Genomic DNA, 23536 nt, shown 5'->3' with positions numbered 1-23536 from the left:
TGATTGCACGGGCGGGGAAAGCCCCTAGGGCTTGTTCTCTTTGGCCGCCACGGGGAAGCTGAGCGATGCACGCAGGCCCGGCCCGTGCTCACCCTCGACAACGCCCGGCCCCTCTTCGATGCGGAATATCCCGTTATGGATATCGCTGATCGCCTGCACCAGGGACAGGCCAAGCCCCGATCCGGGCAGGGTGCGTGAATTGTCGAGCCGCACGAAACGCTGCACCACGCGCTCACGGTCGGCTTCGGGCACGCCGGGACCGGTGTCGGTGACGGAGAACTCGATCATGCCGTCTGCCGTCTGACGCAGGCGCAGGGCCACGGCGCCGCCGGACGGGGTGTATTTCACCGCATTGTCGAGCAGATTGGCCAGTGCCTGCGACAACAGTCCGCGATCGCCGAGCATGGTGAGGCCCTGCTGCACCTCGGCGTCGAAGGACAGGCCTTCATCCTCACAGACCGGCTGGTAGAGCTCGGCCAGATCGGTGGCGATATCGGCGGGGTCGAGACGCACCATGGCGCTGCGGCTCTCGCCGGCCTCCAGCCGCGACAGGCTGAGAATGGCGTTGAAAATCCCGAGCAATTCATCGGTGTCGGCGACGGCTCGCTCGAGCGCCTGTTCGCGTGCCTCGATATCACCGTCCTCGCGCAGGGCCTCGTCGAGCCGGTTTCGCATGCGCGTCAGCGGGGTGCGGAGGTCATGGGCGATGCTGTCGCCGGTATGGCGCATGCGATGCATCAGCGCCTCGACCCGGTCGAGCATGGCATTGAAATTCTCGGACAATTCGTCGAGCTCGTCGCCGGTGAAATTGCGCGGTGCCCGGCGCTTGAGATCGCCGGCCTTGACGCTGCGCGCCACGGCATTGATCCCATCCAGCCGGCGGACAAAACGGCGGCTGACGAAAATGCCGGCCGCCACACCCAGCGCCAGCGCCAAGGCCGAGGCGGCCAGGATGGTGTTGAGCATCCGCCCGACCAGGCGGTTCTCGTCATCGACATCGAGGCCGACAAACAGGCGGTAGCCGCTGGGCAGTTCGAGGATCTGGCCGCGGCCGGCGCGGTCATCCTTGTCGGTCTCTTCCGTACCGCCGGCGGGCGGCCGCCGGTAGGTGAAGCGCACACGCCCCTCATCATCGGGCTGCACGTCCGGCAGGCCGGACAGATTGCCCGACAGGGCCCGTCCCGAGGGGTGGACCAGCAGGTAGAGATAATCGGCACCGCCGCCGACGGTGCGTTGCAGGATATAGCGATTGATGTCGCGGATGCCGCCGACCTGGAAGCGGGCCTCAAGGACGGCCACCTCTTCCTGGATCGATTCATCGGCCCGACGCATCATCATCCCCGCCGACGCCACATAGACGAAAGCGAGGATGACAAAGCTGGAGAGAGCGAACAGGCCCGCCGACAGGAGGGTTTGCCGGAAGGCCGTCGTTCTCAGAAAGGCGGCGCCGCGATTTCTCACGACCGGTCAGGCCTGCAGGCGGTAGCCGGCTCCGCGCACCGTGTGCAGCAATGCCCGCGGGAACGGCTTGTCGATCTTGGAGCGCAGGCGCGAGATATGGACATCGATCACATTGGTCTGGGGGTCGAAGTGATAATCCCACACCTTCTCGAGCAACATGGTCCGTGTCACCACCTGGCCGGAATGTTTCATCAGGAATTCCAGCAGGCGGAATTCGCGCGGCTGCAGCAGGATTTCCTCCTCGCCGCGCACGACCTTGCGGGCAAGCAGATCCATCTCCAGATCGCCGACCACGAGCCGCGTCTTGACGGCATCGGGGTCACGGCGCCGGGCCAGGGCCTCGACGCGGGCGAGCAATTCGGCGAAGGCGTAGGGTTTGACGAGATAGTCATCACCGCCGGCCTTCAGTCCCTCGACGCGGTCATCGACCTCGCCGAGGGCCGAAAGGATCAGTACCGGCGTGCGGATATTATCGGCCCGCAACGCCGCCACCATGGTCAGACCATCCATGCGCGGCATCATCCGGTCGACGACGAGCACGTCGTATTCGGCGGCGCGGGCCATCTCCAGCCCCTCTTCCCCGTCGGGTGCGTGGTCGGCGACATGGCCGGATTCGCGCAGACCCTTGCGAATATAGTTCGCCGCTTCGCGGTCATCTTCGACAATCAGGATACGCATGGACATGTCCTTCCGGTTATTCGTCTTCGCCAAGCTGGAGCGCGATATAGCGCTGACCGGCCTGGGTCTCGACGAGCAGTAGAATCGCGCTGCGATTGCCCGCGCGGGCCGCATTGACGGCATCACGCAGGGCCTCGGTCGATCCGACCGCGCGACCGCCCGCTTCGAGAATGATATCGCCGCGCGACAGACCCTTGCGGGCTGCCTCACCGGCAGGTTCGAGGGTCTCGATCACCAGGCCGACCGTTCCGGCCGGAAGGCCGCGGGCATCGCGGACCTCATCGGAGAGCGCAGACAGGCTCATGCCGAAAATATCGACCGTGGCTTCCGCCTCTTCCCGGCTTGGCAGCTGATTGAGCGTGCTGTCATCAGGGCGTTCACCCAGCTCGACGCGCAACGTGCGCTCGCGGCCGTCCCGCAGGATGCGGAAACGGACATCGGTGCCGGAGGAGAACTCGCCGATGCGGCGGGTCAGGTCACGGGAACTCTCGACGCTCTGGTCATTGACCGCCAGCACCACATCCTCGCGCTCGAAGCCGGCCTGGTCGGCCGGGCCGCCGGCGACCACGGAGCTGATGATTGCACCGGTGCTCTCTTCCAGCCCCATCGCATTGGCGATGTCCTCGGTAACGTTCTGGATGCCAACCCCGAGCCAGCCACGGGACACGTGGCCGTTCTCGCGCAGGGCCGTGACGACGCGCGCCGCAACATCGGACGGAATCGCGAAGCCGATGCCGACACTGCCACCGGTTGGCGAAAAGATCTGCGAGTTCACGCCGACCACCTTGCCGTCGAGGCTGAAGGTCGGGCCGCCGGAATTGCCGCGATTGATCGGGGCGTCGATCTGCAGAAAATCATTATAGTTCGAATTGCCGATCTCGCGGCCGGTGGCCGAGATGATCCCGGCCGTGGCGGTACCGCCAAGCCCGAAGGGATTGCCGACCGCGACGACCCAGTCACCGACGCGGTAATGCGGCTGGTCCTCGAGGGTCACGAAGGGGAAATCGATGTCTTCATCGACCTTGAGCAGGGCCAGATCGGTCTGCGGGTCGAGGCCGATCACGCGGGCCGGATAGGTGTCGCCACCCGCCGTGCCGATGGTGATCTCGGTCGCACCTTCGACGACGTGATTATTGGTGACCAGATAGCCATCGGCCGAAATGAAGAAGCCGGAACCGAGCGACTGGCGCGGCTGGGCCGTCTGCGGCAGCGCGCGGCCGCCAAACTGGCGCTCGAGCCATTCACGCATTTGCGGCGGTACGTTTTCGAGATCGGCGCTGCCCGTGGCCGGGTCGGGCACGGAGCTGGCCTGGATCGTCACCACGGCGGGGCTGACATGCTCGATCAGGTCGGCAAAGGACATCGGCGCGCCGGCCGGGATGGCCGAGGTGAAATCGGGGCGGGAAATCTGCTGCATCGCATGCGCAGGGGCCACGGCCTGATCAAGCAGGGAGCCGGCAGCAAGCGCGGCAAGGACCAGAACGGAGACCCCGCCAAGGCGGCGGATTTTGGAAACTGACATCATGATTCAGAAAGACCTTTCTTGTTCGAGCCGGGGGCAGATTAGGCAGGGGCAAGCTGACGGCTGCGTGTCCCGAACATTACAATAACATTACAAGCGGTAATTTACCCGTCATGTTTCAAACGGGCTACCGACCTCGTGCGTCTGCACCTGAACCGGGCCGTGCAGGGTGCGGTGCACCGGGCATTTGTCGGCAATCTCCAGCAGACGCTGGCGCTGCGCCGTATCGAGATCACCCTCGAACCGGATGGCGCGCTCGAAAATGTCGATCTTGCCCTCATGCCCCTCGGCCTCGCCCTTGGAATGGCGCACCGTGACCGTCACCCGGTCCAGCGGCAGGGATTTGCGCGCCGCATACATGCGCAGCGTGATCGAGGTACAGCTGCCCAGGGCCGCGTTGAGGAAATCATAGGGCGCCGGGCCGGTATCGCCGCCACCGAGATCAGCCGGCTCGTCAGCGCGCATGAGGTGATGCCCGGCGACGACATGATTGGCATAGGCCCCCTCGCCGGTCTCGCGCACCACGACCCCGCCCTTTCTGTCCGGTCCCGGCACGGCGGGGCGGACGTCCTCGCCGATATAGCGCAATGCCCAGGCGGCAATCACATCGGCGGCGTGGATCGCGTCGGCCGGGTCGCTGAGCAGATGGTCGGCACCGTCGAGATCGAGATAGCTGCGCGAATGCCGTGCCGCCTTGAACAGACGCGTCGCATTCTCCACGCCGACGGTATTGTCGATCGGCGAATGGGCAATCAGCAGGGCGGGCTTGAGTGCCGAGACCGCATCCTCGAGCGAATGCCCCTCGATATCTTCGAGGAACTGCTTGCGAATGCAGAACGGGCGCCCGCCGAGCATCACCTCGGCCTCGCCCTTGGCCTCGATCTCGGCAATGTCGGGATGGAAAGCGTGGCGGACATGCGAGGCGTCGGCCGGAGCGCCCAGGGTGGCGATGGCACGCACCGACGGCAATTGCGCCGCCGCCGCGATCACGGCGGCCCCGCCCAGGCTGTGACCGACCATCAGGGCCGGCGCCTGGTAGTTCGCGGCGAGAAACTCGCCGGCCTTCACCAGGTCCTGGATATTGGAGGAGAAATTGGTATTGGCGAAATCGCCCTCGGACTGGCCCAGCCCGGTAAAGTCGAAACGCAGCACGGCAAACCCGGCCCGGGCCAGATGCCGCGAGATCCGGCTGGCGGCGTGGATATCCTTGGAACAGGAGAAGCAGTGGGCGAACAGCGCGAAGGCGCGCGGTGTCCCGTCGGGCAGCTCCAGCCGCGCGGCGAGCGTCTCGCCCAAGGCTCCTGAAAATTCGACGCGTTCGGATCTGGCCATGAAAATCTCCCTGTTGCCGCAACAGAGATAGGGGCCGTCGCCGAGAACGCCAATCCTGTTACTGAGACGGCGCGGTCACGTCTGCTTGATCGGAGGACGCGCCATCCTCATCGCCTTCCCAAAGCCCGGCATCGCGCAGCGCCTCGGCGACCTCCGGCGGCATATAGCGCTCGTCATGCTTGGCCAGCACGGTTTCCGCCTGGAAGACACCATCATCGCGGAACCGCCCTTCAGCGATCACGCCCTGCCCCTCGCGGAACAGGTCGGGCAGGATGCCGACATAGGCTGCCGTCACATTCTCGACCCGGTCGGTAATGACAAAGACCACGCCATCACCGGTAGCGGGGCCCTCGATGGAATCCTCCAGCACCAGGCCACCTACCCGCACGCGCTCACCGGCCAGCGGAGGCTCGGCAGCGATCTCGCTCGGGCTGTAGAAGAACACGACTGCATCGCGCATCGCGAACAGGCCCAGCGAGACGGCAGCCACCAGAACGAGGGCGGCAAGGGCGATCGTGGCCAGGCGGCGATTGCGGTGGCGCATCAGACAAGGCTCCGGTAGCGGAAGACAAGGGAGAGATTATTGGCCGGCATTTCGTAACGTTCCGGCGGCGCCCATCCGGCCGAGGCGAACAGGGCTTCCACATCCGTACGGGCGCGTACGCCCCACAGCGGGTTGCGTGATCGCAGCGAGCGGTCGAAATCCAGATTCGAGGGCGCCGTCGCCTCGCCCTCCAGATAGGGACCATAGAGATAGACCAGTCCGCCGGTGACAACGCGGCTGCGGCTGGCCGCCGCGATCGCCTCGGCAACGCTCCAGGGCGCAATATGGATCACATTCAGGCAGACAATTGCATCGAACGCGTCCAGCCCGTCCGACCAGCCCGGCCGGGTCAGATCGAGGTCGATGGCCGGGCGCATATTGGAAGCCGCCTCCGCAGCCCAGGCATCCTGGCTGGCGCGCGAGGCAGGGTCCGGATCGCTGGGCTGCCAGTCGATATCGGGTCGGCGCTGGCACACAGCCACAGCATGCTCGCCAGTGCCCGAGCCGATCTCCAGCACCCGCGCGCCCTGTGGCAACAAGCTCGCCAGCAGATCGCCGATCGCATCGCGATTGCGCGCGGCACTGGGCGAAAACAGCCGTGCGGCTTCGGCCTGGCGCGCTTCGAGCGCGATCTCGGTGTCTGAAGTCTCGGTCATGGGGGCGAATTAGGGGTAGCGGGCCGCGAAGGCAAGCATGGCCTGCCTGTCGGGACGCTATGCCGCGGCGGCGGCACCGCGGCGGCGCAACAGGGCCGCGGCTTCATTGCTGCCGGCGGCATCAAGCAGGTCAGCCACCGTGGCGAGCGCCTCCTCGGCGCTGACACGGCTCTGGCCATTGCTGCCAGCAACCACGTCGACCAGCATCTTCCCCGCTTCGAGCATCCGCGTCTCGACCTGCTCGTAGATCCGCTTCTGGGCACTGGCAATGGCTGCCGCATTGGCGTGTTCGCGGGCCCGGAACAGGAAATAGAGCAGCCCGCTTGCGCGGTTGATGGCCTCGGTCGTCGGCAATTGCGCCGGAATGATGCGCCCGCTACGGCCGCGGCGCGGCTCCGGCAGGCCGGCATCCAGCGCCAGCGGCACCTTTTCCATCACCTTCTCGACATTGCTCGAGGCTTCGGCCCGCAGACCGAACAGCGAACGTCCCCAGCGCCCATCCTTGCGGATGCCAAATTCCTGCACCATGCCCGTCGAGTAGCCGACATAACGCTCGAACACAGCGAAATAGGCCTCGGCCTCGGCAAGGTCGACCGGTGGATGTTTCAGCTTGGCGGCGAAATAGCCGGTATCCGCGAGCACGGTATCGCCGATCGCCGCCAGCTCCGTCTTGGAGACGACAAGATCATCGCCGCGCCGGCCGATCTTTTCCACGACCCGGAAAATCTGCCAGGGAGAGGTCAGCCGCCCCATGACCAGCAGGAGCAGCCAGACGGCCGATTCCGGCGCTTCCTCGATCAGGATCTCGTGGCGCTCCCGCACCGTTTCGCACAAGACCGAATCGAAATCGTCGACCACGGGGGGAATATCGGTCATCGCCAGCGCGAGGCACTCGCTGGATTTCAGCAAGACGATGGCGTCATGGAGCATGGGCCGGCAATCGGATCCGAATCGCTTGTCGAGGGCGACAACATCCTTGGGAACCCGGTCCGCCTTCGCGACGGCCGCCGCCAGAGCCTCGGCTGCACGGCGGCGAAATTCATGCCAGACCGGATCGCTGGCAGGCTTGCGGCACTTGCGCGCCTCCTCGACCAGATCCCCGGCGAGTTCGCGGCCAAGCCAGCCCCACATCTTGCTGAGATCGTCAGGGCTGAAACGGAATTTCGACGGGGGCACTGTGTCCCGCTCAGCGGTCAGGGCCCGCAAGGGTTCAAACAGATAGGCCTTGGCCAGTTCACCGGCCGGCTCGTTCAGACTGTCCTCGAGCTCGCCAAACAGCTCCAGCATGGTTTGTGACGCCGGATCTTCAGCCGCACCCGCCTGCGCCGCCCCGTGCAGGTTGGCGCGCATGTGCGGCGGCATGCTGCGCCAGAGCGCCTCAAGCTTGCCTCTTTGTGCCGGCGAAAGTTTTGGCATTGGTGAATATTGGCCGTGACTACAGACGGTGAGTATTCAACAGTTAGGGTTAACGCCGCTTTATCGCGCTGTGGTTGGCAAGGTCAGACGGACGCACAACCCGCCAAGTGTAGATCTGGACAATACAACACCCCCGCCATAAGCCTTTGCGAGGTCTGAAACAATGGCCAGGCCAAGGCCCGATCCCGGCGCCTGTTCGTCCAGACGCACCCCGCGTTGCAGCGCCGCTTCACAGCCGGCCTCGTCAAGACCCGGGCCATCATCCTCGATCAAGAGTTCGAGATTTCTTTCAGCCCCCTGCTGCGCCGAGACCATGACCCGGGATGTGGCCCATTTGCAGGCATTGTCCATCAGATTGCCGACCATTTCCTCGAGATCCTGGCGCTCACCGCGAAAATACAGGTCAGGTTCCAGCCGGGTTTCGATGGCGACGCCGCGCCGGGCATAGATCTTGTTGAGCGTACGGGCGAGATCGCCGACGGTCGGCTCGACCTCGGTGCGGGCGCCAATCGCCTTGGCGTGGGCTGCGGCCCGGGCACGGCGGAGATGGTGATCAACCTGTTCGGCCATGATCGACGTCTGCCGGCTGACCAGATCACCGAAACCGCCACCGGCCTCGCGGGCCTCATTGGTCAGGACAGCGATCGGGGTCTTCAGGGCGTGGGCCAGATTGCCGACATGGGTGCGCGAGCGCTCGACCAGCTCGCGCGAATGGTCGAGCATGGCGTTGAGCTCGTCGGCAAGTGGCTGCAGCTCGACCGGGAACTGACCGTCAACGCGCTCGCTGCGCCCCTCGCGCACATCGGCGACGCTGTTGCGCATGCGCAGAACCGGCGCCAGCCCGATCCGGACCTGGAAGAAAACACCGGCCGCGATCGCGGCAGCAAAGCCGAGCAGCAGGACAGCTGAAGTAATGGCAAAGTTGCGGATATCGCGGTCGGCCGGCCGGCGATCCTCGCCCGCCATCATGATCACGACGTCTTCACGGTCCGGCAACAACACGGCCTGGGCAACGACCCGCAGGGGTTCACCGGCCGGACCCTTGGCACGGCCCGTCACGATCTGTCCGGGAGAAGCCTCGGCCCGGTTGCGCAAGCCCTGGGAGGCCGCCAGCGTTTCATCCCACAGGGAGCGCGAGACGATCAATATGCTGTCTTCGCCGCTCTGGCCGGCATCGACGATCTGCCAGTAGCGGCCGGAGAAGACACGGCCATAGGCGGGGTCCGACGGCCGGCGGGCCAGGGCGACCGCGCCGCTCTCATCCGTCTCCGCTGCCGCGACCAGCGCACCGACAATACTTGTCAGACGATCATCGAGCGTGCGGATCACCGAACGCTGGTAAAGCGTGCTCAGCGCGATGGCGCCGACCAGCAACAATGCCAGGGCCCAGGCCGCCGCGCCGGCAAACAGCCGGAAGGCAAGGGAGACGCGGGAGGTCACGAGACCGGCGGCGACACCGGTTCGACCAGGCGATAACCGAGGCCACGAACCGTTTCGATCCGGTCCTGCCCGATTTTCTTGCGCAGGCGGCCAACGAAGACCTCGATCGTATTGCTGTCGCGGTCGAAATCCTGATCGTAGATATGCTCGACCAGCTCGGTGCGCGAGATGACGCGATCCTGATGGTGGGCGAGATAGCTCAGCATGCGGAATTCATGCGAGGTCACCTTCACCGGGTCACCATTGATGAAAACCCGCGCGCCACGCGTATCGATCGACAGGCCACCGCATTCAATCGTCGAGGTCGAATGGCCCGCCGCGCGCCGGGTCAGGGCCCGCAGTCGCGCCAGCAATTCCTCGGTGTGGAAAGGCTTGGTGAGATAGTCATCGGCCCCGGCATCGAAACCGGCAACCTTTTCACTCCAGCGATCACGCGCGGTGAGAATCAGGACCGGGAAGTCGCGGCCGTCATTGCGCCAGCGTTCCAGGACACTCACGCCGTCCAGCTTGGGCAGGCCGAGATCGAGCACGACGACATCATAGGGCTCGGTGTCACCGAGGAAATGGCCATCCTCGCCGTCGAGCGCGGTGTCGACCGCATAACCGGTATCCTCGAGCGCCCGGCAAAGCTGGCGATTGAGATCCGGATCGTCTTCAATAATCAGAGCGCGCATGACTTCCCCTATCGTTCCGACAATATATTGCCCGTGCGGGCATCTGCCACCACATCGATCCGGCGGCCGTCAGCGGTGAGTATCTTGACGATATAGCGCGGCGCGCTGCCACCCTCGAGTTCGACGTCAAGCACATCCGCATTCGGATAGCGCTGCCGGACATCACCGATCACCCGGATCGCCGGAACGAGATTGCCCTGCTCGCGCTGCACGCGGGCTTCACCCGGCGTATAGCGGTCGCGCACATCGCGGCCCTGGTTCAATTCCAGGCCCGCCGCTTCGGCGTGCGTCACAGCCGGCACGCCCAGGGCGGTGAAAGCTGCTGCAATGATGATCAGTGTTCTCAACATGGCACTCTATGTGACGCAACGGCCCTGAACCCGGGCTGAACGACTCCCTAATCTTGCACTCATTCGCAGCTACAGGCCCTTGCGCGGATCATAGGCCTGAGCCGGCGTCCACGTCTCGAGAAAAGCACGCAGCGCCTCGTCGCGCGGCGGCAGGGCCACGACCAGCTTGACGATCTGGTCACCGCGCTTGCCCTTGCCGCTCGCAAATCCCTTGCCACGCAGGCGCAGCAGCGTGCCGCTGCTCGATCCGGCCGGCACCTGCAGATCGACCGGACCGTCAATCGTGGGCACCCGCACTTTCGCGCCGAGCGCAGCTTCCTTCAGGCTCACCGGCAATTCCAGCCGGACATCATCACCCGCACGGGAAAAGTGCCGGTGTTCGGCAATCCGGATCTCGATCAACGCATCGCCGGGCGCACCGCCCATCGCCGAGGCTTCGCCCTGGCCGCGCAGGCGCAGGACCTGGCCGTCCGCCGCACCCGAAGGCACGGCGACCTCGACCGCGCGCCCCCCCGGCAGGGTGACGCGATGCTTGCCGCCACTCGCCGCGGCCAGAAAATCGATCGTCAGGGTCTGGCGCACATCGGCTCCCTTGCGTGGTGCCTCGCGGGTCTGGGCCCCGAAATCAGTGAACAGGTCGGAGAAGATATCGTCAAAGCCGCGATTATTCTGCCGTGTCTGGCGAAAATTGAACGGGCCGCGCGCGCCGCCGCCCATGCCCGCACCCATGCCATGGCCCGCACCCGGACCGAAACCGGCGCGCTGACCGGCATCGTATTCGGCGCGCGACTTCGGGTCCGACAAGGTCTTGAAGGCCTGGGAGACGTTCTTGAAACGCTCCTCGGCCGCCTTGTTGTCGGGATTGGCATCGGGGTGCAGTTCCTTGGCCAGCTTGCGATAGGCCTTGCGGATCTCGTCCGCCGTCGCCGTCTTCGCCACACCAAGAATTTTGTAAGGATCGTCCATGCCCACGCCATCAGCTCAATTCAGCGTTCATGTAAGGGGCTTTGCCGCCAATCGCAAAGCATCGCTCACAGGGGCAGGACCGGCGCCCGTCACACACGGAGCGAGGCCCGCCCACAGGGGGCCCGCATTGGCGCGCTATTGAGCCGCGACCGCCCTGTCCAGATTCCGGTTCAGGGACTTGATGAAAGCCGCCTGGGCAACGATAGAGGCGTCCAGCTCACCCTTGTTGTGCAGCCAGAGCGCCACTTCGTGCCAGTCATAGAGCGGACTACTGGTCGTGAAGCGCGCGACAGGGCGAGGAAAGCCTGTACCGCGCTTGCCAAGGGCATAAAGCGAGGGCGCTGCCCGCGACAGGCCGGCACGCTCGGCAATTTCCGAGAGGCTGACCAGGCAATCAGGCTCGAGGCGCTCAACCTGGGCGCCTGCTTCGCGAACATCGGTGAGAGCCGAGGTGATGGCGTCTTCGAACGAAGCGGCCTCCCGGCAGAATGCGAGGACATAGACGCCACGTGCGAAGGCTATCGTGGCGTCATCGCACCCCGCCTCGAAGAAGCGGTCGGCAGCCGTCTCGCTGTCGGCTTCCAGCCCGGACGCGATGACGGAAAACTCGAATTCACCCATTGTCGCCTCCCTGATCGGCGTGACCGCATTTCCGGCCCGCCCGCCGGATGTCCCTGGCATGGCGCTCCGGAACCCTTGGTGTGGACCAGACATAGATCGTGCAGCCGGATGGGTCGTGCTGGCGACAGCACAACTTGCCCCAGGCATGAGCACTCTTGCCGGTTGGCGCATAGCGCCATCCTGCGGCTTCCAGCTCGGCAATGGCGGCCTCAATGGCCTTGTCCGGGTGGCGCGGCCGTCTGGCCATTCGTCCATCCTTAAATGCACAGAGTGTTTACAATTGTCAACACGCGAGCAATTCACGCACGACAACAGGCGCTTCGCCAATTTGCAACTTATTCGCGACTTTTGGTTGATTGCAAGCGACGAGTTCGAAGGGCGATGCCGGGCATGCCGCTCCACGCTGCGGCCCGTTCGAGCGCTCCTTACAGGGGCAAGCTGCAGCGCGCCGGGCGGCCCGGGCCCGTCCGCGAGGAGATCTGGGCGATGCGCAGCTCGAGCGTGTCCGGCACAGCCCCGAGCAGGCTCACCAGATCGGCCTCACTGATCGACCACTCGGCTGTCGCGATCGCCTCGCTCAGCACGGCCAGCTCATCATCCAGCAACTCAACCTGCCAGGCCTCGGCCTCTTCACCCAGCGGCACATCGGCGGCGCGCCAGTCATCGCCGCCGATGCGGGTGCGGCGGATCCAGCGGACGGTCACCCTCCCGCCAGCCCGCTCGGCACGCACATGCACCGCCGCGAAGGGCCACAGATCGCGATCCTCGCCGGTGACGGTGATTTCCGCGGCCTGCCCATCGCCCGCCGCCCGCCCCGCCGCGGCGGCACGCACGGCCAGGGGCGTGCCGGTTTCATGCTCCAGCAGCGGCAGGACGGCGAGCGCCTCGTCAAGCACGACACAGACCGCCCCGGCCGGCGCCCCGATGGCCGGCGTCCCGCCCTGGCCGCGCAGCAAGCCGGTGAGGCGGTAGCGGCGCTCGCCGGTCAGTTCGGCGCCGGCAAACTGCAACACTTCCCACTCGCCCGCCCCCAGCGACACCGCCAGGCGGTTGGCGCAATTGAGCACGGCCTCGCGCGTGAGGCTCGCCAGCTCGCCGCCGGAGAGTTCGATCCCGATGCTCGCCGCCTCGTCCCAATAACCGATCGGGCCGGCCGCGAGATCATCCAGAAGAACCCCGATCCGCGCCGGGCGCCGCAGCTGGCAACGCGGGTCCCAACCGCCCTCGCCCGTCTCCACGAACACATCGAGCACGCCCGGCCAGGGATCGGCAAAACCGGCGACGAGCACACCGCCGCGCGGGCCCGGCTCGCGGACATCAAGCGGCAGGTCGAGGGCGATCAGTTGCGGCCGGGCGGGCGGCTGCAGCGCCGGGCCACCGGCCCCCGCCACACTGCCCCGCCAGACGCCGGAGCGCCGGCGCGGCGGGCGCAGTCCGGCCGCGCGGGCCGCGCCGCCATCCAGGGTTTCCGCACGCCACACCTCACCATCAAGGCTGACCGCATCGCCCGCCTCCAGCGCCAGCAATGAGGGCGACAGATTGAGGCCCAACCGCGCCGGACGGGCCTCGATCTCGGCGAGCGCGTCCCGGCACCAGCCTTGCGCCAGTGACGGGTCCGCCAGGACGGGCGCCGACAGGGCGAGGCTCTGCACCGTCTCGAACAGGCCCCGCGCCGTGGCATGACCCGGCCGGTATTCGGCGCCATCATCGATGAAATCGAGGCTGAGTTCGCGCGGCGTATCAAACACGGGCGGATCCATCCGCTCGACCGCCGGCCCATGGGCCGGCTGCACCGGCTCGGCCAGGGTCAGCGGCGCCATCGCCGTGCTCGCCGAGGCAAAGTCGAGCGATGCCGCGCGTGGCAGAACGTCAAGGCCGAGCACATCCATCAAGGGTTCCAGCGCCGCGCGTGCGGCCACGGGCCGGGGCAGGACATAGCCGGCCACCAGGTCATCGACCGCCGAAACGTCGAATTCCGCCAGCCCGGCCGCCATGCATGTGTCCGCGATGATCGCCGCCACCGGCACCAGTCCGGCGCGGCCATTGAGCCAGTGCCCCAGCGTCCAGTTGGCGCCATCGGACCAGACATCGCTGCGGGCGGGAAAGTCCGGCCAGGGCCGGGCATCCCAGGCCCAGACATGGATCAGCTCCGGCGGCAGCATCGGCCCGCCATAGACGGAGGAGACGGGATTGGCCGCCACGTCGCCGGACCAGTGCGCCAGCAGGGCTTCGAGATAACGCCGCTGCACCAGATCATCGCGCGAGCCGTCAGAGAACCAGGGCAGATGGCTCTCCGAACTTTTCGGATCAACGAAGACATTGGGCTGGTTGGAGCCCTTGTCGACGGCAGGACAGCCCACCTCGGTCAGCCAGATCGGCTTGGATTGCGGCACCCAGCCGGTTGGCGTTTCCAAGCGCACACCGCCGGGCCGGTCATGATGCGGCTGGCTCCACCAGCTGACCAGATCCTTGTAGCGCCAGATCCAGGCCTCGCCATGGGCGCCATCCGTGATCGGCGTGCGGATCTGGGCCGCGCGATCCGCTTCGCTGGCATAATACCAGTCAAACCCCTCGCCGCCCGTGATGCTGGACGCGAGATAGCCGCGGTCATGCGGTCCGCTCGCGAGCGAAGCATCAAGCTCGCCCGCCTCGCCGCGCCAGTCCGAGAGCGGCACATACCAGTCGATCGCCACCGCATCGATGTCGGCATCGCTCCATAGCGGGTCGAGATGGAAGAGCTTCGCTCCGCCGCCGGGCTGATGGCCGGAATATTCCGTCCAGTCGGCGGCATAGGAAATCCGCGTCGCCGGGCCGAGCAGCGCCCGCGCCTGGCCCGCCAGCGTGCGCAGCGCCGTCACGGCGGGATAGGTTCCGCCCGCGCCGCGCACCGTGGTCAGCGCCGCGAGTTCCGAGCCGATCAGGAATCCGTCCACCCCGCCGGCGGCCCTGGCCAACGCCGCACAATGCAGGATGAAGCGGTTGAGCCCCCATTCGGCCGGTCCCGAATAGCTCACAGCCCCGCCCGATACCGCATAATCACTCGCCGACGCCGTGCCGAAGAAATCCGCAACCTGCGCCGCAGCCGCCGCGCTTTCATCCACCGTGCCGGCCTCGCCCGGTGCCGGATGGCAGGTGATGCGCCCGCGCCAGGGAAAGGCCGCCTGTTCGGCCGCGCCATACGGATCGGGCAGGCCATTGCCGGCCGGGATGTCCATCAGGATGAAAGGATAGAGCGTCACGGAAAAGCCGCGCGCCTTGAGCTCTGTGATGGCGGCGATAATGCTGGCATCGTCCGGCGTGCCGCCATAGACGGGCCGTCCATCCTCACCGCTGATCAGATAGGCGGAAGCGCGATCCTCGCCGGCCACGGACCAGACCAGCGGCCGCGTTTGCTTGTCTTGCGTCTCGACGCCGGGGCGGATCCGGCAGTGCCCGCAGCGCAGATCATCGCCAAACCAGGACACCACCAGCTGCACCGAGCGGCAATGGGGCAGATCGCGTTCCAGATCATCAATCGCGGCGATGAAATCGGAAACGCCGCGGCCATTATTGCGGTTCTCCGCTACCTCGCGCCCCGGCCCAAGCTCGCGCATCACCGCTTCGGGCGCATAGGCAAATTCGCCCGAACCGGGGATCAGGTTGACGCCGGCCACCCGGTCCTCCAGCTGCACGCCATCGCGCACCGGGCGGAAGACCTCGAAGGAGAGATTGGGGATGCGATGGCCGAATTCATCGAGCGGCAGATCCTCGAACACGACATAGGCCGTGCCGCGAAAGGCGGGCACTTCGCCGCCCTCGATGGCCTCGATCAGGGCATCGGGCGCCTGGGTCTCGCTGCCCGGATAAACGCGCATCGCCAGACCGGCGGTATCGAGCAGCGCCCCATTGGCCCAGACGCGCCCGATCCCGGCAATCTCGCCCTCGCACAGCCCGACGGCAAAACTGATCGAATAGGAATAATCGACCTGGCTCGGCCCACCCTTGCCGCCCGACGACGTTTTGGTGGCATGTTCCAGATAGCGCGAGGCCCAGATCACCTGGCCGGCGATACGCGCCCGGCCCCAGATGCGCGCCATCGGTGCGCCGTCAGTTGAGGTCTGGACCGGGATTTCCGGCATGCGCGGCCCTTCGCGGCGGCGCCCACCGATCAGCGCATTGACCGCCAGATTGGCCGCCGCATTGGCCAGCGCCGGTGCCGCCGCCTGCAGGGCTGACAGCCCGGCACGTCCCGCCGTCATCACGAGCTGCGCCATCAGCGCGCCCTTTCCGGAAAGGCAAAGGCCGCCACCAGCCGTCTCTGCCACCAGGGCGAGAGCGAAGTCTCGGCCACGGCGCGGCCCCAATAGGCGTGGATGATCCCGGTCGGGCCCGAAACGATGGCGCAATGCTTGGCCGGGCCCTTCAGCTCGGGCCGGAACAGCAAGACATCGCCCGGTTTGACCTTGCGGATATCGATCTCGACCAGATGCCGCTGCGCCGCCTCGAGCAGGCTCTCGGAGCCGCAGCGCTCGGCCCAGTCGGGCGTATAGGGCGGCAGCCCCTCCGGCTCATCGCCATAGAGCGCCCGCCAGATACCGCGCACCAGTCCCAGGCAGTCACAACCCGCCCCCCGGCAACTGCCCTGATGGCGATAGGGCGTGCCGATCCAGCGCCGCGCCTCGGTGAGGACGCGGCTGCGCAAATTCATTGTCCGTTTCATGTCTAGAGTCCTCTCGACCCGCCATCGCGGATCGTCTCGCTGGCGGCCGAAGCCTGCAGCACGTCATTGCCGACCATGTGCGGGAAGCCGCGGAAATTAGCGGTGTTGGCGAAGCGGTCGCGGCAGGTGGCAAAACGCTGGTCGCAACCGGTTGCGAAATCGGGATGATCCGGCGAAACCCCGCACCGCCCATCGCCGAGCCGCGCATCACAGCGCCGCGTGAAGACACGGCCCGTCTGCCGTTCCAGCCGGTGCGCCAGGCCGAGCAATTCCGCCTCGAACCGCCCGTCAAGCCGGCGGACTTCGCCCAGCTCACCGGTGGAAACCAGCACCCGCAAATCCGTGTCCGACCAGTCGACCCGCCAGCACTCCACCCGAGCGCCGCCCCACAGCCCCGCTGCCAGATCGGCCTCGGTCAACACCGCATCATCGAGCGCGCCGGCCATATCCGTCTGCGACGGCGCCAGCCCCGGCGCCGCCTCGGCCCCGGCGCCGCCAAAGCCGCTGCCGGCGCGGTAGATGAGACCGTCAATCTCGAGATCGCGGTCATGATCGGTGAAGCCGAACACGGCATCATCGGTTCGCGTGACGCGCCAGCACCAGGCATGAGTTGTCACGCCGGCATCGAGTGATGCCTGCATGGCAAGGGGGATGGTGAGCATGGGGTTAAACCTTCAATACCCATCCCCTTGTCATCCCGGACGGATGCCCGGACGCGACAGCGATCCGGGCGTAGATCCGGGACCTACCCGCTGCTCCAGCTGGATCCATGGGTAGGTCCCTGATCTGCGGCCCGATCAAGTCGGGCCATCCGTCAGGGATGAAAAGGGGTTGGTTTGGTTGAAGAAAAATGCGTAGAGAAAGCAAAGCACCCTCCTCTTCCTTGATGGAAGAGGTGCCCCCGAAGGGGGCGGAGATGGTGAGGATCGTAAGGCGCCAAGAGGGACAGGGACCTCCGGTACCTGTCCCGGGAAAAATGCGGTTCTCCCCGGGGACGCGTACCAGAGGTACACGTCCCTCGCCGGCGCGCCGACTACAGCCGCAATTCGACCAGCGGCACGCTGGGTGCGGCGCCGGCGCCAATGGCGTCGAGGGCGATGTCGAGCTGGTCGGTGTCGAAGCGTACCGGGCAATCGAAGGCGAAACCGGCGGTGATCGCGGCCCCGTCGGCGGGCGGATCAGCGAAGCTGACCTGGCCGGTGGCATGATCGACGGAGCCCTCCGTCTCGACGCCATCGACGGCGACACTCACCGTGCCCTCAACGGGCTTGGCAATGCTGCGCGTCCAGCTCTCACCGCCGCTGGCATAATGCTTCACCAACTGGAATTCCGCCCTCACCCCGTCCCCGGTCCCGATAACCTGATCCAGCATGGATGGCGCAGCGGACGGCGCGCAGGAGCGGTTATCGATCGGGTCGCGGAAGCGGAAACCGTGCAGGCGGCCGCGGCGCGCCTCGAAGAAGGCGATCAGCGTATTGAGATCGTCGAGGGATTTGACGCCCGGGCCGGCATCCCAGCGGCGCACACTGTCGGCCCAGGGCGAATTGCGCTCCTCGCGGCCCGACACCAGGGTGACGATCTCGGTGCGCCGCCGGGGCCCGCCGACGGCGCCGAGGGCGACGGCGAAGGGGAAGCGGATCTCGTGGAAGGCGGTCATAGATAGCGGCTCCCTCTGGCAACGGCGCGGGCCAGGGCGCGGCTGATCCGCGCCTGCGATTGTTCGACCGCGCGCGCATCCGCGCCCGGCCCCAGCGCCAGATTGACGGTGATATTCGGTGCCGCCCCGCCAATGCTGCCGGCGCCGGGCGGCGTGAAGAGTTCCGGCCCGCGCTCGCCGACCAGATAGGCGCCGCCGGGCGTCACCGGTCCGCCCTCGGCGCGGGCGCCGAAGAAGGGCATGTTGGCGAGGGCGGACTGGATCGCGCCGCTCAGCGGTTTCTCGATCAATTGCTCGGCGGCCAGCCGCGCCATGTCGCGCAATATGCTTTCGGTGAGGCGCGAAAAACTGGTCTCGCCGGAACGGGCGGCGCGCTCGAAGGCGCGCTCGATGCTCTCGCCGGTGCGCTCGAAGGCAACCTCGATGGCCTGGCTGGCGCGGGCGGCGGGGCCGTCGGCGAGCGCGTCGAGGGCTTCGCCAGCGCTTTCGGTCTGGTCGGTGAAATCAGTCATCAGGTCTTGTCCGGATAATCGGCCATCAGGATTTGCAGGGCCCGGCGGCTGAGCGGCCGGGCATCATGGGCGCCCGCCAGGGCGCGCCATTCGATCAGGCTCAGACGCCAGAACTCGGCCGGCGCAAGGCCCATCCGCGCCGCCAGGCGCAGGGCGGCGAGCCAGTCGGGCCGGCTCATAGCGCGGTCTCGAAACAGGTCGAGATCGCCGACGCCGCCGCCAGTGGGTCGAGCGGTGCCGCGCGCAACTCCGCCTCGGTGATGGTCGAGCCGCCGCCGCGCAGCAGCACGCCCAGCACGGTGACCAGATTGCGGGCATCGAGCCGGGCGCCGTCCTCGAACAGCGCCTCGATCTCGGCCAGGGCGCCGAGCGTCAGGCACAGCGTATGCGTCACCCCGCCGATCTCCAGCGTGGTTTCGCCGCGGGCAGGATTGGCCATCAGATCGCTCCAAAGCTCAATTGCCCGGCCGAAGCCAGCGTCATCGACCAGGCCGCCTCGCCATCATGGCGCCCGGAATAATCCAGCGCCGCGACGAGGAAGGCGCCCTCGATCACGCCGAAATCCGGGATGATCAATTGCCAGTCCCGCGCCGCCTGGTCGAAAAAGGCCTGCCTGACCTGCGCATCGCTGGCGGCATCGACAAACACGCCGGCCCCGGAGACAGAACAGGTCTTCACACCCGCCCCGGCCAGCAATTCGCGCCAGCCTTCCGGACTGTCCGCCGTGGTGACATCGACGCTGCGGGCATTGAGCGAGATCGTCTTCATGCGCAGACCGGCAGCAGCCGTGAAAGCCTGCGGATCGCCGCCATCGCCGATCTTGAGGAGAATGTCCTTGCCGGACTGGATGGTCATGGGTGAGTCCTCCGGGGGTTTAAAAGTTCAAAATTCACAATCACTTGTCATCCCGGCCGGATGCCCGGCCCTGGGCCGGGCGTAGGGCCGGGACCTACCCGCTGCTCCAGCTGGTCTGACGGGTAGGTCCCGGATCTGCGCCCCGCCTGCGCGGGGCATCCGTCCGGGATGACAAGGGGTCAGCTTGAGGTCGAAATGCACCCCATCACCGCCCGCAAGCGAATAAGCCCGCGCTTCACCCGCCGGTCCCGCGTCGCGAAGACATCGCTATAGGCCGGCGCCAGCAGGACCAGCGTCCAGGGTTCCGGCAATACCGGGTCGAGCCCGCGCAGGGCTTCGCGCAGCTGGCCGGTGATGGCGTGGGGATCGCCATCGCGGCACCAGATTTCCAGGCTGAGACGGTGTTCGATCAGCGCCACATCATCGGCATCGCGGGCCAGGGTTTCCGAGCGGCCCCAGCTGGCGTGCGGGTAAGCGGCGCTGCGCGAGCGCTCGGCGTAGAGGCGCACCGGGTCGCCGAGCACGGCCTTCACCGCGCCGTCCGCCAACATCGCCGCGCTGAGCGCCGCGATCAGATCGGCCTCGGGCGCGCTCATAGCGAGATCCTCCACCATGGGCTGAGCAGCGCCTTGACCGAGGCCGGCATGCCAACATCCAGCCCGCCCTCATACATCGCCTCGACCAGCTGGCCGATGGCTTCGACCAGGGGTGCGGGCACGTCGTCGGGATCGTCGCCATAGCCGCAGGTGAAGCGGATCTCGATGCCGGCAATGCTGCGGCCCGGCTGGGGGAAATGCCCGTTGGGACGCAGCGCCAGGCGGCCTGGCTCGGAAGCCGTGTCGATGAAGAAATCCGCCGGATCATGGCTCGTCGGCGTGTCATCGGCGGCATAGGTGGTGATGGCGTCGATGGAAATCAGCGGCGGTTTGGGCAGTTTGAACTGGGTGCCGAAGGCGCAGAGCCGCCCATCGCCATCCCAGGCATCGCGCCGTTCCAGCCAGGTCTGGGAGAGACAGGCGCGGCCCGTATCCCCCTCGACACGCTGGCGCGCGCTTCGTATCAGATGCGTCAGGCGCGCATCCTGGCTGGTATCGGCGATACGCAGACGCGCCCTGGCCTGCTCAAGCGAGAGCGGCTCGGCCACGGGCGGCGAGACAAGGGAGAGAGACATGACGGACTCCGGTTCAAACGAAAATGATCGCGGACGCTTCACGCGCCAGGTGCGGCTCTATGGCGGCGCTGCGGCGGCCTGTACGGCGCTGGGCAGTGTGCAAATGACCTTCGGCTTTCCCGGCTGGAGCTTTTCATTTGTGCTGGCACTGATCTTCACGGTCAGCACCTTCTTTGCCTGGATCAAAAGCCGCGCATGAGCACGCCCGGCCCCGGCCGCCTCAATGCGCTGCAGGCCTGGGTCGTGGCCTTCGCCATCTGCGGTTTGCCAGCCATCGCGCTGGCCTGGGGTCTGGTATTCTACGGTTTCACGGCCGCCGGCCTGATTGATCCGCCGATGATGGAAGCGAGATCCGTCGTGCTGGTCTGGCTGATCCCGGGCCTTGTTGGCACCGCGGTCTGGATGCGGCCGGTGGAGAATTATATCCGCCGGGTTTTCTTCGATCTGCCCAGCGTCGAGGCGACGCATGGCACCGAGGCCGGCGATGCCGTCAGCGATGCCGCGGAGGCCGCGCTGATCGAGGCGGTGCAGCGGGAGATGGGGCGGAAATGACGGATGACGCCGCAGACAACGGCTTCCCGCCGGAGGCGAAACTCGCCTTGTGGTCCGAGATCGTCGGCCATCTCGGCGCCGTCATCCTGACCATCATCGCGGCGACCCTGCTGATCCGGCATTCTCCGGAATGGGCAATGTTCGGACCTCTCGGTCTCAGCGTGGGCATACTGGTGATCGCTCTGCCGCTCTTGCGGAGCATCAGCCGGCGCCAGATCTTCAAATTGCCGCCGGATCACACGCCCTGGCCGCTGTTTTTCGGTCTGGTCCGCTGGGCCCCGCGTGAGTTTTCAGACGCGCTGCCCGCCTGGCAGACCGCTTCAGGAGGGTTTTACGGCCCGGGCGTTGGCCGGGCCCTGGGCTTCGGCTTTTCCATCATCGTCTGCACACTGGCCGTTGCCGCCCTGAACGGCCCGATCACGCTGCCGCTCTGGATAACCATTCCGCTCATCTTGTTTGCGAGCTTCACCGTGATCGCGAATGCCCTGCTCCATAACCGCCTGCCGCCAAAGGACGGCACGTTCTCCCTGTTCTAGGCAGGCAGAACGTGCCCTTCCTCAGATGATCAGCTCACGCCAAACTTCAACAGCTTGATCGCCGCAAAATCCTGCACCCCGCCGCCAACACGCTTGGTGGTGTAGAAGAGCACATAGGGCTTGGCCGAATACGGGTCGCGCAGAACCTCGACGCCCTGGCGGTCGAGCACGAGATAGCCCTTGGCGAAATCACCGAAGGCAATCGAATAGCTGCCGGAACCGATATCCGGCATGTCCTCGGCCTCGGTGACGGGATAGCCGAGCAGGGTCGAGCTGCCGCCCTCGGACAGGGAGGGCTGCCAGAGATAATTGCCGTCGGCATCCTTGAAGCGCCGCACGGCGGAGACGGTGCGCCGGTTCATCACGAAACGGCCCGCGGCACGGTAGCCCGTCTTGGGCGCATAGATCAGATCGATCAGCGCATCGGCCGGATCATCGGCGTCGAAGCCGCCATCCGTGCCGGTCGGCACATAGCCGATCTCGCCCCAGCTTTCCGTGCCATCGAGCGCCTTGGTATAGCTCAAAAAGCCCTTGGGCTTGTCCGAGCCATCGCCGGAAACGAAGGCCGCGCTTTCCTGCACCGCGAAAACATCGCGCACTTCCTCGGCCAGCCATTGATCGACATCGACCATGGCATCATCGAGCAATTGCTGCGTCGCCGCCGGCATGGCGTAGAGCTCGGCGCAGGGGAAATCCAGCAGGTCGAGGCTCGGCGCCCCGGTTTCGGGACGCGCCGCCGTTTCCGCCACCCAGCCCGAAGCGGCGCCGCCGCGCGAGACCGGTTTGCGGAAGACGGGTGCCGAGGTCTGGCGCACCGAGGCGATGGCGCGGATGGGCGAGGCTTCGATCAGCAGCCGGTCAATGCGCGCCTCGGTCTCGGCCGGCACGACATAGCCGCCATCGGGATTGGAGCCTGCGCTCAGCGACTTGGCCTCCGCCAGCCCGGCCAGATCCCCGCGCCGCATATAGCGCGACCAGGCGGCGCTCTCCGCCGAGCCATTCTCGCCCGACAGGCCAGGACGCGCCTCGCCGAGCAACAGCCGGTCGAGGGCGGATTTCTGGTCGGTGAGCGCGGCATCAATGCGCGCGACCTTCTCGTCGAGCAGGACATCGGCCGACGCCCTGGCCTCGATCTCGCCGAGGCGCTGGTCATTGGCCTGTTTGAAGGCCTCGAAGGCAGCAAGCACTTCGCCGAGCGCGGCCCGGGTTTCGCCGGAGACCGGGCTCATCTTGGTTTCCTTGGTCATGATGATCCTTCACATGTCAGGCCGCGATGGCCGGTTGGGAGACAAGCCGCAGGCGGGCCTGCGGCAGCATCGGGAAGGTCACGATCGAGACCTCCCACAGATCCAGTTCAATCAGCTCGCGCCCGCGCGGGGTGCGGCCGGAAAAGCGTTTGGTGCGAAAGCCGATCGACAGCCCGTCAATGGCGCCGGATTTGACCAGCGACAGGGCGGTACGCCCGCGCGGCCCCTCGGCCAGGATCTCGCCGCGGACATAAAGCCCGCGCTGATCCTCCCGCAGCTCCCGCCAGACCCCGACGGGCTCGGACGCTTCGTGCTGGAACAGCATCGGCACATTGCGGCGATGACGCAGGCTGGCGGCAAAGGCGCCGCGGCGCACGACATCGCCAGCCAGATCGGCCAGATCAAACACACTGGCATGACCCTCGATCAGCAGGGTTTGGGGCATGGTGGGCCTCGTTTTGCTTTTGAATATCCAAACCCCTTGTCATCCCGGACGGATGCCCGGACGCGGCAGCGATCCGGGCGTAGATCCGGGACCTACCCGTGAGACCAGCTGGAGCAGCGGGTAGGTCCCGGATCGGCGCCCCGCCTGCGCGGGGCATCCGTCCGGGATGACAAGGGAGGGGTTGTTGTGTTGATGGGAGAGG

General features: G+C 66.5%; 27 protein-coding genes. 3 read left to right on the top strand and 24 right to left on the bottom strand.

What is annotated here, in order from left to right:
- Nucleotides 1-24 precede the first annotated feature (24 nt).
- The 22 genes from ACN0YF_RS12795 to ACN0YF_RS12690 form a co-directional block, all read right to left on the bottom strand.
- Nucleotides 25-1461: an ATP-binding protein gene (locus ACN0YF_RS12795; protein ID WP_417483339.1), complete on the bottom strand. Its 1437-nt coding sequence runs from the start codon at nucleotides 1459-1461 to the stop codon at nucleotides 25-27.
- A gap of 6 nt (nucleotides 1462-1467) precedes the next feature.
- Entirely contained in the window at nucleotides 1468-2139 is a 672-nt protein-coding gene (locus ACN0YF_RS12790) for a response regulator transcription factor (RefSeq protein WP_339738994.1), read from the bottom strand.
- 16 nt (nucleotides 2140-2155) lie between these two features.
- Nucleotides 2156-3664, bottom strand: a complete 1509-nt coding sequence (locus ACN0YF_RS12785; RefSeq protein WP_417483340.1) for a Do family serine endopeptidase — start codon at nucleotides 3662-3664, stop codon at nucleotides 2156-2158.
- Nucleotides 3665-3772: 108 nt separating this feature from the next.
- Nucleotides 3773-4993, bottom strand: a complete 1221-nt coding sequence (locus ACN0YF_RS12780; protein ID WP_417494680.1) for an alpha/beta fold hydrolase — start codon at nucleotides 4991-4993, stop codon at nucleotides 3773-3775.
- Between the two features lie 58 nt (nucleotides 4994-5051).
- Nucleotides 5052-5537 (bottom strand): cytochrome c maturation protein CcmE, encoded by a 486-nt coding sequence (ccmE, locus tag ACN0YF_RS12775; protein ID WP_417494679.1) that lies wholly within the window; start codon nucleotides 5535-5537, stop codon nucleotides 5052-5054.
- Entirely contained in the window at nucleotides 5537-6193 is a 657-nt protein-coding gene (locus tag ACN0YF_RS12770; protein ID WP_417494678.1) for a DUF938 domain-containing protein, read from the bottom strand. Before ACN0YF_RS12770 ends, ccmE begins: the two co-directional genes overlap by 1 nt.
- A 57-nt stretch (nucleotides 6194-6250) precedes the next feature.
- The gene (locus ACN0YF_RS12765) at nucleotides 6251-7543 is read right to left on the bottom strand and encodes a hypothetical protein (RefSeq protein ID WP_417494677.1); all 1293 of its coding nucleotides are present in this window, start codon (nucleotides 7541-7543) and stop codon (nucleotides 6251-6253) included.
- Nucleotides 7544-7669: 126 nt separating this feature from the next.
- Nucleotides 7670-9049, bottom strand: coding sequence for a sensor histidine kinase (locus ACN0YF_RS12760; protein WP_417494676.1), 1380 nt, complete (start codon nucleotides 9047-9049; stop codon nucleotides 7670-7672).
- Entirely contained in the window at nucleotides 9046-9723 is a 678-nt protein-coding gene (locus tag ACN0YF_RS12755) for a response regulator transcription factor (RefSeq protein WP_417468908.1), read from the bottom strand. Before ACN0YF_RS12755 ends, ACN0YF_RS12760 begins: the two co-directional genes overlap by 4 nt.
- Nucleotides 9724-9731: 8 nt before the next feature.
- Nucleotides 9732-10073: a PepSY domain-containing protein gene (locus ACN0YF_RS12750; protein ID WP_417483346.1), complete on the bottom strand. Its 342-nt coding sequence runs from the start codon at nucleotides 10071-10073 to the stop codon at nucleotides 9732-9734.
- 69 nt (nucleotides 10074-10142) lie between these two features.
- On the bottom strand, nucleotides 10143-11039 hold the full coding sequence (locus tag ACN0YF_RS12745) for a DnaJ C-terminal domain-containing protein (RefSeq protein WP_417483347.1): 897 nt from the start codon (nucleotides 11037-11039) through the stop codon (nucleotides 10143-10145).
- 135 nt (nucleotides 11040-11174) lie between these two features.
- Nucleotides 11175-11660 carry a helix-turn-helix transcriptional regulator gene (locus ACN0YF_RS12740; RefSeq protein ID WP_417494675.1) on the bottom strand — a complete coding sequence of 162 codons (486 nt, stop codon included), beginning with the start codon at nucleotides 11658-11660 and terminating at the stop codon, nucleotides 11175-11177.
- Nucleotides 11661-12085: 425 nt separating this feature from the next.
- Entirely contained in the window at nucleotides 12086-15913 is a 3828-nt protein-coding gene (locus tag ACN0YF_RS12735; protein ID WP_417494674.1) for a baseplate multidomain protein megatron, read from the bottom strand.
- Nucleotides 15913-16359, bottom strand: coding sequence for an NlpC/P60 family protein (locus tag ACN0YF_RS12730; protein ID WP_417494673.1), 447 nt, complete (start codon nucleotides 16357-16359; stop codon nucleotides 15913-15915). The genes ACN0YF_RS12735 and ACN0YF_RS12730 overlap by 1 nt, the downstream gene beginning before the upstream one ends.
- A gap of 2 nt (nucleotides 16360-16361) precedes the next feature.
- Complete coding sequence (locus ACN0YF_RS12725; protein WP_417494672.1) at nucleotides 16362-17021, bottom strand: DUF2163 domain-containing protein; 660 nt, start codon at nucleotides 17019-17021, stop codon at nucleotides 16362-16364.
- Nucleotides 17022-17392: 371 nt separating this feature from the next.
- Nucleotides 17393-18016, bottom strand: coding sequence for a TIGR02217 family protein (locus ACN0YF_RS12720; protein ID WP_417494671.1), 624 nt, complete (start codon nucleotides 18014-18016; stop codon nucleotides 17393-17395).
- Entirely contained in the window at nucleotides 18013-18528 is a 516-nt protein-coding gene (locus ACN0YF_RS12715) for a phage tail tape measure C-terminal domain-containing protein (RefSeq protein WP_417494670.1), read from the bottom strand. Before ACN0YF_RS12715 ends, ACN0YF_RS12720 begins: the two co-directional genes overlap by 4 nt.
- Nucleotides 18528-18707: a phage tail assembly chaperone gene (locus ACN0YF_RS12710; protein ID WP_417494669.1), complete on the bottom strand. Its 180-nt coding sequence runs from the start codon at nucleotides 18705-18707 to the stop codon at nucleotides 18528-18530. The genes ACN0YF_RS12715 and ACN0YF_RS12710 overlap by 1 nt, the downstream gene beginning before the upstream one ends.
- On the bottom strand, nucleotides 18704-18967 hold the full coding sequence (locus ACN0YF_RS12705) for a GTA-gp10 family protein (protein ID WP_417494668.1): 264 nt from the start codon (nucleotides 18965-18967) through the stop codon (nucleotides 18704-18706). Before ACN0YF_RS12705 ends, ACN0YF_RS12710 begins: the two co-directional genes overlap by 4 nt.
- Entirely contained in the window at nucleotides 18967-19383 is a 417-nt protein-coding gene (locus tag ACN0YF_RS12700; protein ID WP_417494667.1) for a phage major tail protein, TP901-1 family, read from the bottom strand. The genes ACN0YF_RS12705 and ACN0YF_RS12700 overlap by 1 nt, the downstream gene beginning before the upstream one ends.
- Before the next feature lie 179 nt (nucleotides 19384-19562).
- Nucleotides 19563-19979 carry a DUF3168 domain-containing protein gene (locus ACN0YF_RS12695; protein WP_417494666.1) on the bottom strand — a complete coding sequence of 139 codons (417 nt, stop codon included), beginning with the start codon at nucleotides 19977-19979 and terminating at the stop codon, nucleotides 19563-19565.
- Nucleotides 19976-20554 (bottom strand): head-tail connector protein, encoded by a 579-nt coding sequence (locus tag ACN0YF_RS12690; RefSeq protein ID WP_417494665.1) that lies wholly within the window; start codon nucleotides 20552-20554, stop codon nucleotides 19976-19978. The genes ACN0YF_RS12695 and ACN0YF_RS12690 overlap by 4 nt, the downstream gene beginning before the upstream one ends.
- Here ACN0YF_RS12690 and ACN0YF_RS12685 point away from each other — a divergent pair.
- Genes ACN0YF_RS12685 through ACN0YF_RS12675 form a run of 3 tightly spaced genes read left to right on the top strand, consistent with a single transcriptional unit; the run spans nucleotide 20553 to nucleotide 21642 of the window.
- On the top strand, nucleotides 20553-20753 hold the full coding sequence (locus ACN0YF_RS12685; RefSeq protein ID WP_417494664.1) for a hypothetical protein: 201 nt from the start codon (nucleotides 20553-20555) through the stop codon (nucleotides 20751-20753). The two genes, ACN0YF_RS12690 and ACN0YF_RS12685, sit on opposite strands and share 2 nt — an antisense overlap.
- Nucleotides 20750-21106 (top strand): hypothetical protein, encoded by a 357-nt coding sequence (locus tag ACN0YF_RS12680; RefSeq protein ID WP_417494663.1) that lies wholly within the window; start codon nucleotides 20750-20752, stop codon nucleotides 21104-21106. Before ACN0YF_RS12685 ends, ACN0YF_RS12680 begins: the two co-directional genes overlap by 4 nt.
- Nucleotides 21103-21642: a hypothetical protein gene (locus ACN0YF_RS12675; protein ID WP_417494662.1), complete on the top strand. Its 540-nt coding sequence runs from the start codon at nucleotides 21103-21105 to the stop codon at nucleotides 21640-21642. Before ACN0YF_RS12680 ends, ACN0YF_RS12675 begins: the two co-directional genes overlap by 4 nt.
- 29 nt (nucleotides 21643-21671) lie before the next feature.
- Here the strand turns inward: ACN0YF_RS12675 and ACN0YF_RS12670 are convergent, their stop codons facing one another.
- Nucleotides 21672-22889 carry a phage major capsid protein gene (locus ACN0YF_RS12670; RefSeq protein WP_417494661.1) on the bottom strand — a complete coding sequence of 406 codons (1218 nt, stop codon included), beginning with the start codon at nucleotides 22887-22889 and terminating at the stop codon, nucleotides 21672-21674.
- A gap of 16 nt (nucleotides 22890-22905) precedes the next feature.
- Entirely contained in the window at nucleotides 22906-23334 is a 429-nt protein-coding gene (locus tag ACN0YF_RS12665) for an HK97 family phage prohead protease (RefSeq protein ID WP_417494660.1), read from the bottom strand.
- Nucleotides 23335-23536 lie beyond the last annotated feature (202 nt).

Origin of the sequence: Maricaulis sp., assembly GCF_048270265.1 — a bacterium.
Taxonomy (GTDB): Bacteria; Pseudomonadota; Alphaproteobacteria; order Caulobacterales; family Maricaulaceae; genus Maricaulis.
This window is presented reverse-complemented; position numbering and strand designations above follow the sequence as displayed.

What these genes read in the sequence shown, in the direction of transcription:
- ACN0YF_RS12790 (WP_339738994.1), bottom strand. Translation starts at nt 2,139, where the DNA reads ATGCGTATCCTGATTGTCGAAGATGACCGCGAAGCGGCGAACTATATT.
- ACN0YF_RS12785 (WP_417483340.1), bottom strand. Translation starts at nt 3,664, where the DNA reads ATGATGTCAGTTTCCAAAATCCGCCGCCTTGGCGGGGTCTCCGTTCTG.
- ACN0YF_RS12780 (WP_417494680.1), bottom strand. Translation starts at nt 4,993, where the DNA reads ATGGCCAGATCCGAACGCGTCGAATTTTCAGGAGCCTTGGGCGAGACG.
- ccmE (WP_417494679.1), bottom strand. Translation starts at nt 5,537, where the DNA reads ATGCGCCACCGCAATCGCCGCCTGGCCACGATCGCCCTTGCCGCCCTC.
- ACN0YF_RS12770 (WP_417494678.1), bottom strand. Translation starts at nt 6,193, where the DNA reads ATGACCGAGACTTCAGACACCGAGATCGCGCTCGAAGCGCGCCAGGCC.
- ACN0YF_RS12765 (WP_417494677.1), bottom strand. Translation starts at nt 7,543, where the DNA reads ATGCGCGCCAACCTGCACGGGGCGGCGCAGGCGGGTGCGGCTGAAGAT.
- ACN0YF_RS12755 (WP_417468908.1), bottom strand. Translation starts at nt 9,723, where the DNA reads ATGCGCGCTCTGATTATTGAAGACGATCCGGATCTCAATCGCCAGCTT.
- ACN0YF_RS12750 (WP_417483346.1), bottom strand. Translation starts at nt 10,073, where the DNA reads ATGTTGAGAACACTGATCATCATTGCAGCAGCTTTCACCGCCCTGGGC.
- ACN0YF_RS12745 (WP_417483347.1), bottom strand. Translation starts at nt 11,039, where the DNA reads ATGGACGATCCTTACAAAATTCTTGGTGTGGCGAAGACGGCGACGGCG.
- ACN0YF_RS12740 (WP_417494675.1), bottom strand. Translation starts at nt 11,660, where the DNA reads ATGGGTGAATTCGAGTTTTCCGTCATCGCGTCCGGGCTGGAAGCCGAC.
- ACN0YF_RS12735 (WP_417494674.1), bottom strand. Translation starts at nt 15,913, where the DNA reads ATGGCGCAGCTCGTGATGACGGCGGGACGTGCCGGGCTGTCAGCCCTG.
- ACN0YF_RS12730 (WP_417494673.1), bottom strand. Translation starts at nt 16,359, where the DNA reads ATGAAACGGACAATGAATTTGCGCAGCCGCGTCCTCACCGAGGCGCGG.
- ACN0YF_RS12725 (WP_417494672.1), bottom strand. Translation starts at nt 17,021, where the DNA reads ATGCTCACCATCCCCCTTGCCATGCAGGCATCACTCGATGCCGGCGTG.
- ACN0YF_RS12720 (WP_417494671.1), bottom strand. Translation starts at nt 18,016, where the DNA reads ATGACCGCCTTCCACGAGATCCGCTTCCCCTTCGCCGTCGCCCTCGGC.
- ACN0YF_RS12715 (WP_417494670.1), bottom strand. Translation starts at nt 18,528, where the DNA reads ATGACTGATTTCACCGACCAGACCGAAAGCGCTGGCGAAGCCCTCGAC.
- ACN0YF_RS12710 (WP_417494669.1), bottom strand. Translation starts at nt 18,707, where the DNA reads ATGAGCCGGCCCGACTGGCTCGCCGCCCTGCGCCTGGCGGCGCGGATG.
- ACN0YF_RS12705 (WP_417494668.1), bottom strand. Translation starts at nt 18,967, where the DNA reads ATGGCCAATCCTGCCCGCGGCGAAACCACGCTGGAGATCGGCGGGGTG.
- ACN0YF_RS12700 (WP_417494667.1), bottom strand. Translation starts at nt 19,383, where the DNA reads ATGACCATCCAGTCCGGCAAGGACATTCTCCTCAAGATCGGCGATGGC.
- ACN0YF_RS12695 (WP_417494666.1), bottom strand. Translation starts at nt 19,979, where the DNA reads ATGAGCGCGCCCGAGGCCGATCTGATCGCGGCGCTCAGCGCGGCGATG.
- ACN0YF_RS12685 (WP_417494664.1), top strand. Translation starts at nt 20,553, where the DNA reads ATGACGGACTCCGGTTCAAACGAAAATGATCGCGGACGCTTCACGCGC.
- ACN0YF_RS12690 (WP_417494665.1), bottom strand. Translation starts at nt 20,554, where the DNA reads ATGTCTCTCTCCCTTGTCTCGCCGCCCGTGGCCGAGCCGCTCTCGCTT.
- ACN0YF_RS12680 (WP_417494663.1), top strand. Translation starts at nt 20,750, where the DNA reads ATGAGCACGCCCGGCCCCGGCCGCCTCAATGCGCTGCAGGCCTGGGTC.
- ACN0YF_RS12675 (WP_417494662.1), top strand. Translation starts at nt 21,103, where the DNA reads ATGACGGATGACGCCGCAGACAACGGCTTCCCGCCGGAGGCGAAACTC.
- ACN0YF_RS12670 (WP_417494661.1), bottom strand. Translation starts at nt 22,889, where the DNA reads ATGACCAAGGAAACCAAGATGAGCCCGGTCTCCGGCGAAACCCGGGCC.
- ACN0YF_RS12665 (WP_417494660.1), bottom strand. Translation starts at nt 23,334, where the DNA reads ATGCCCCAAACCCTGCTGATCGAGGGTCATGCCAGTGTGTTTGATCTG.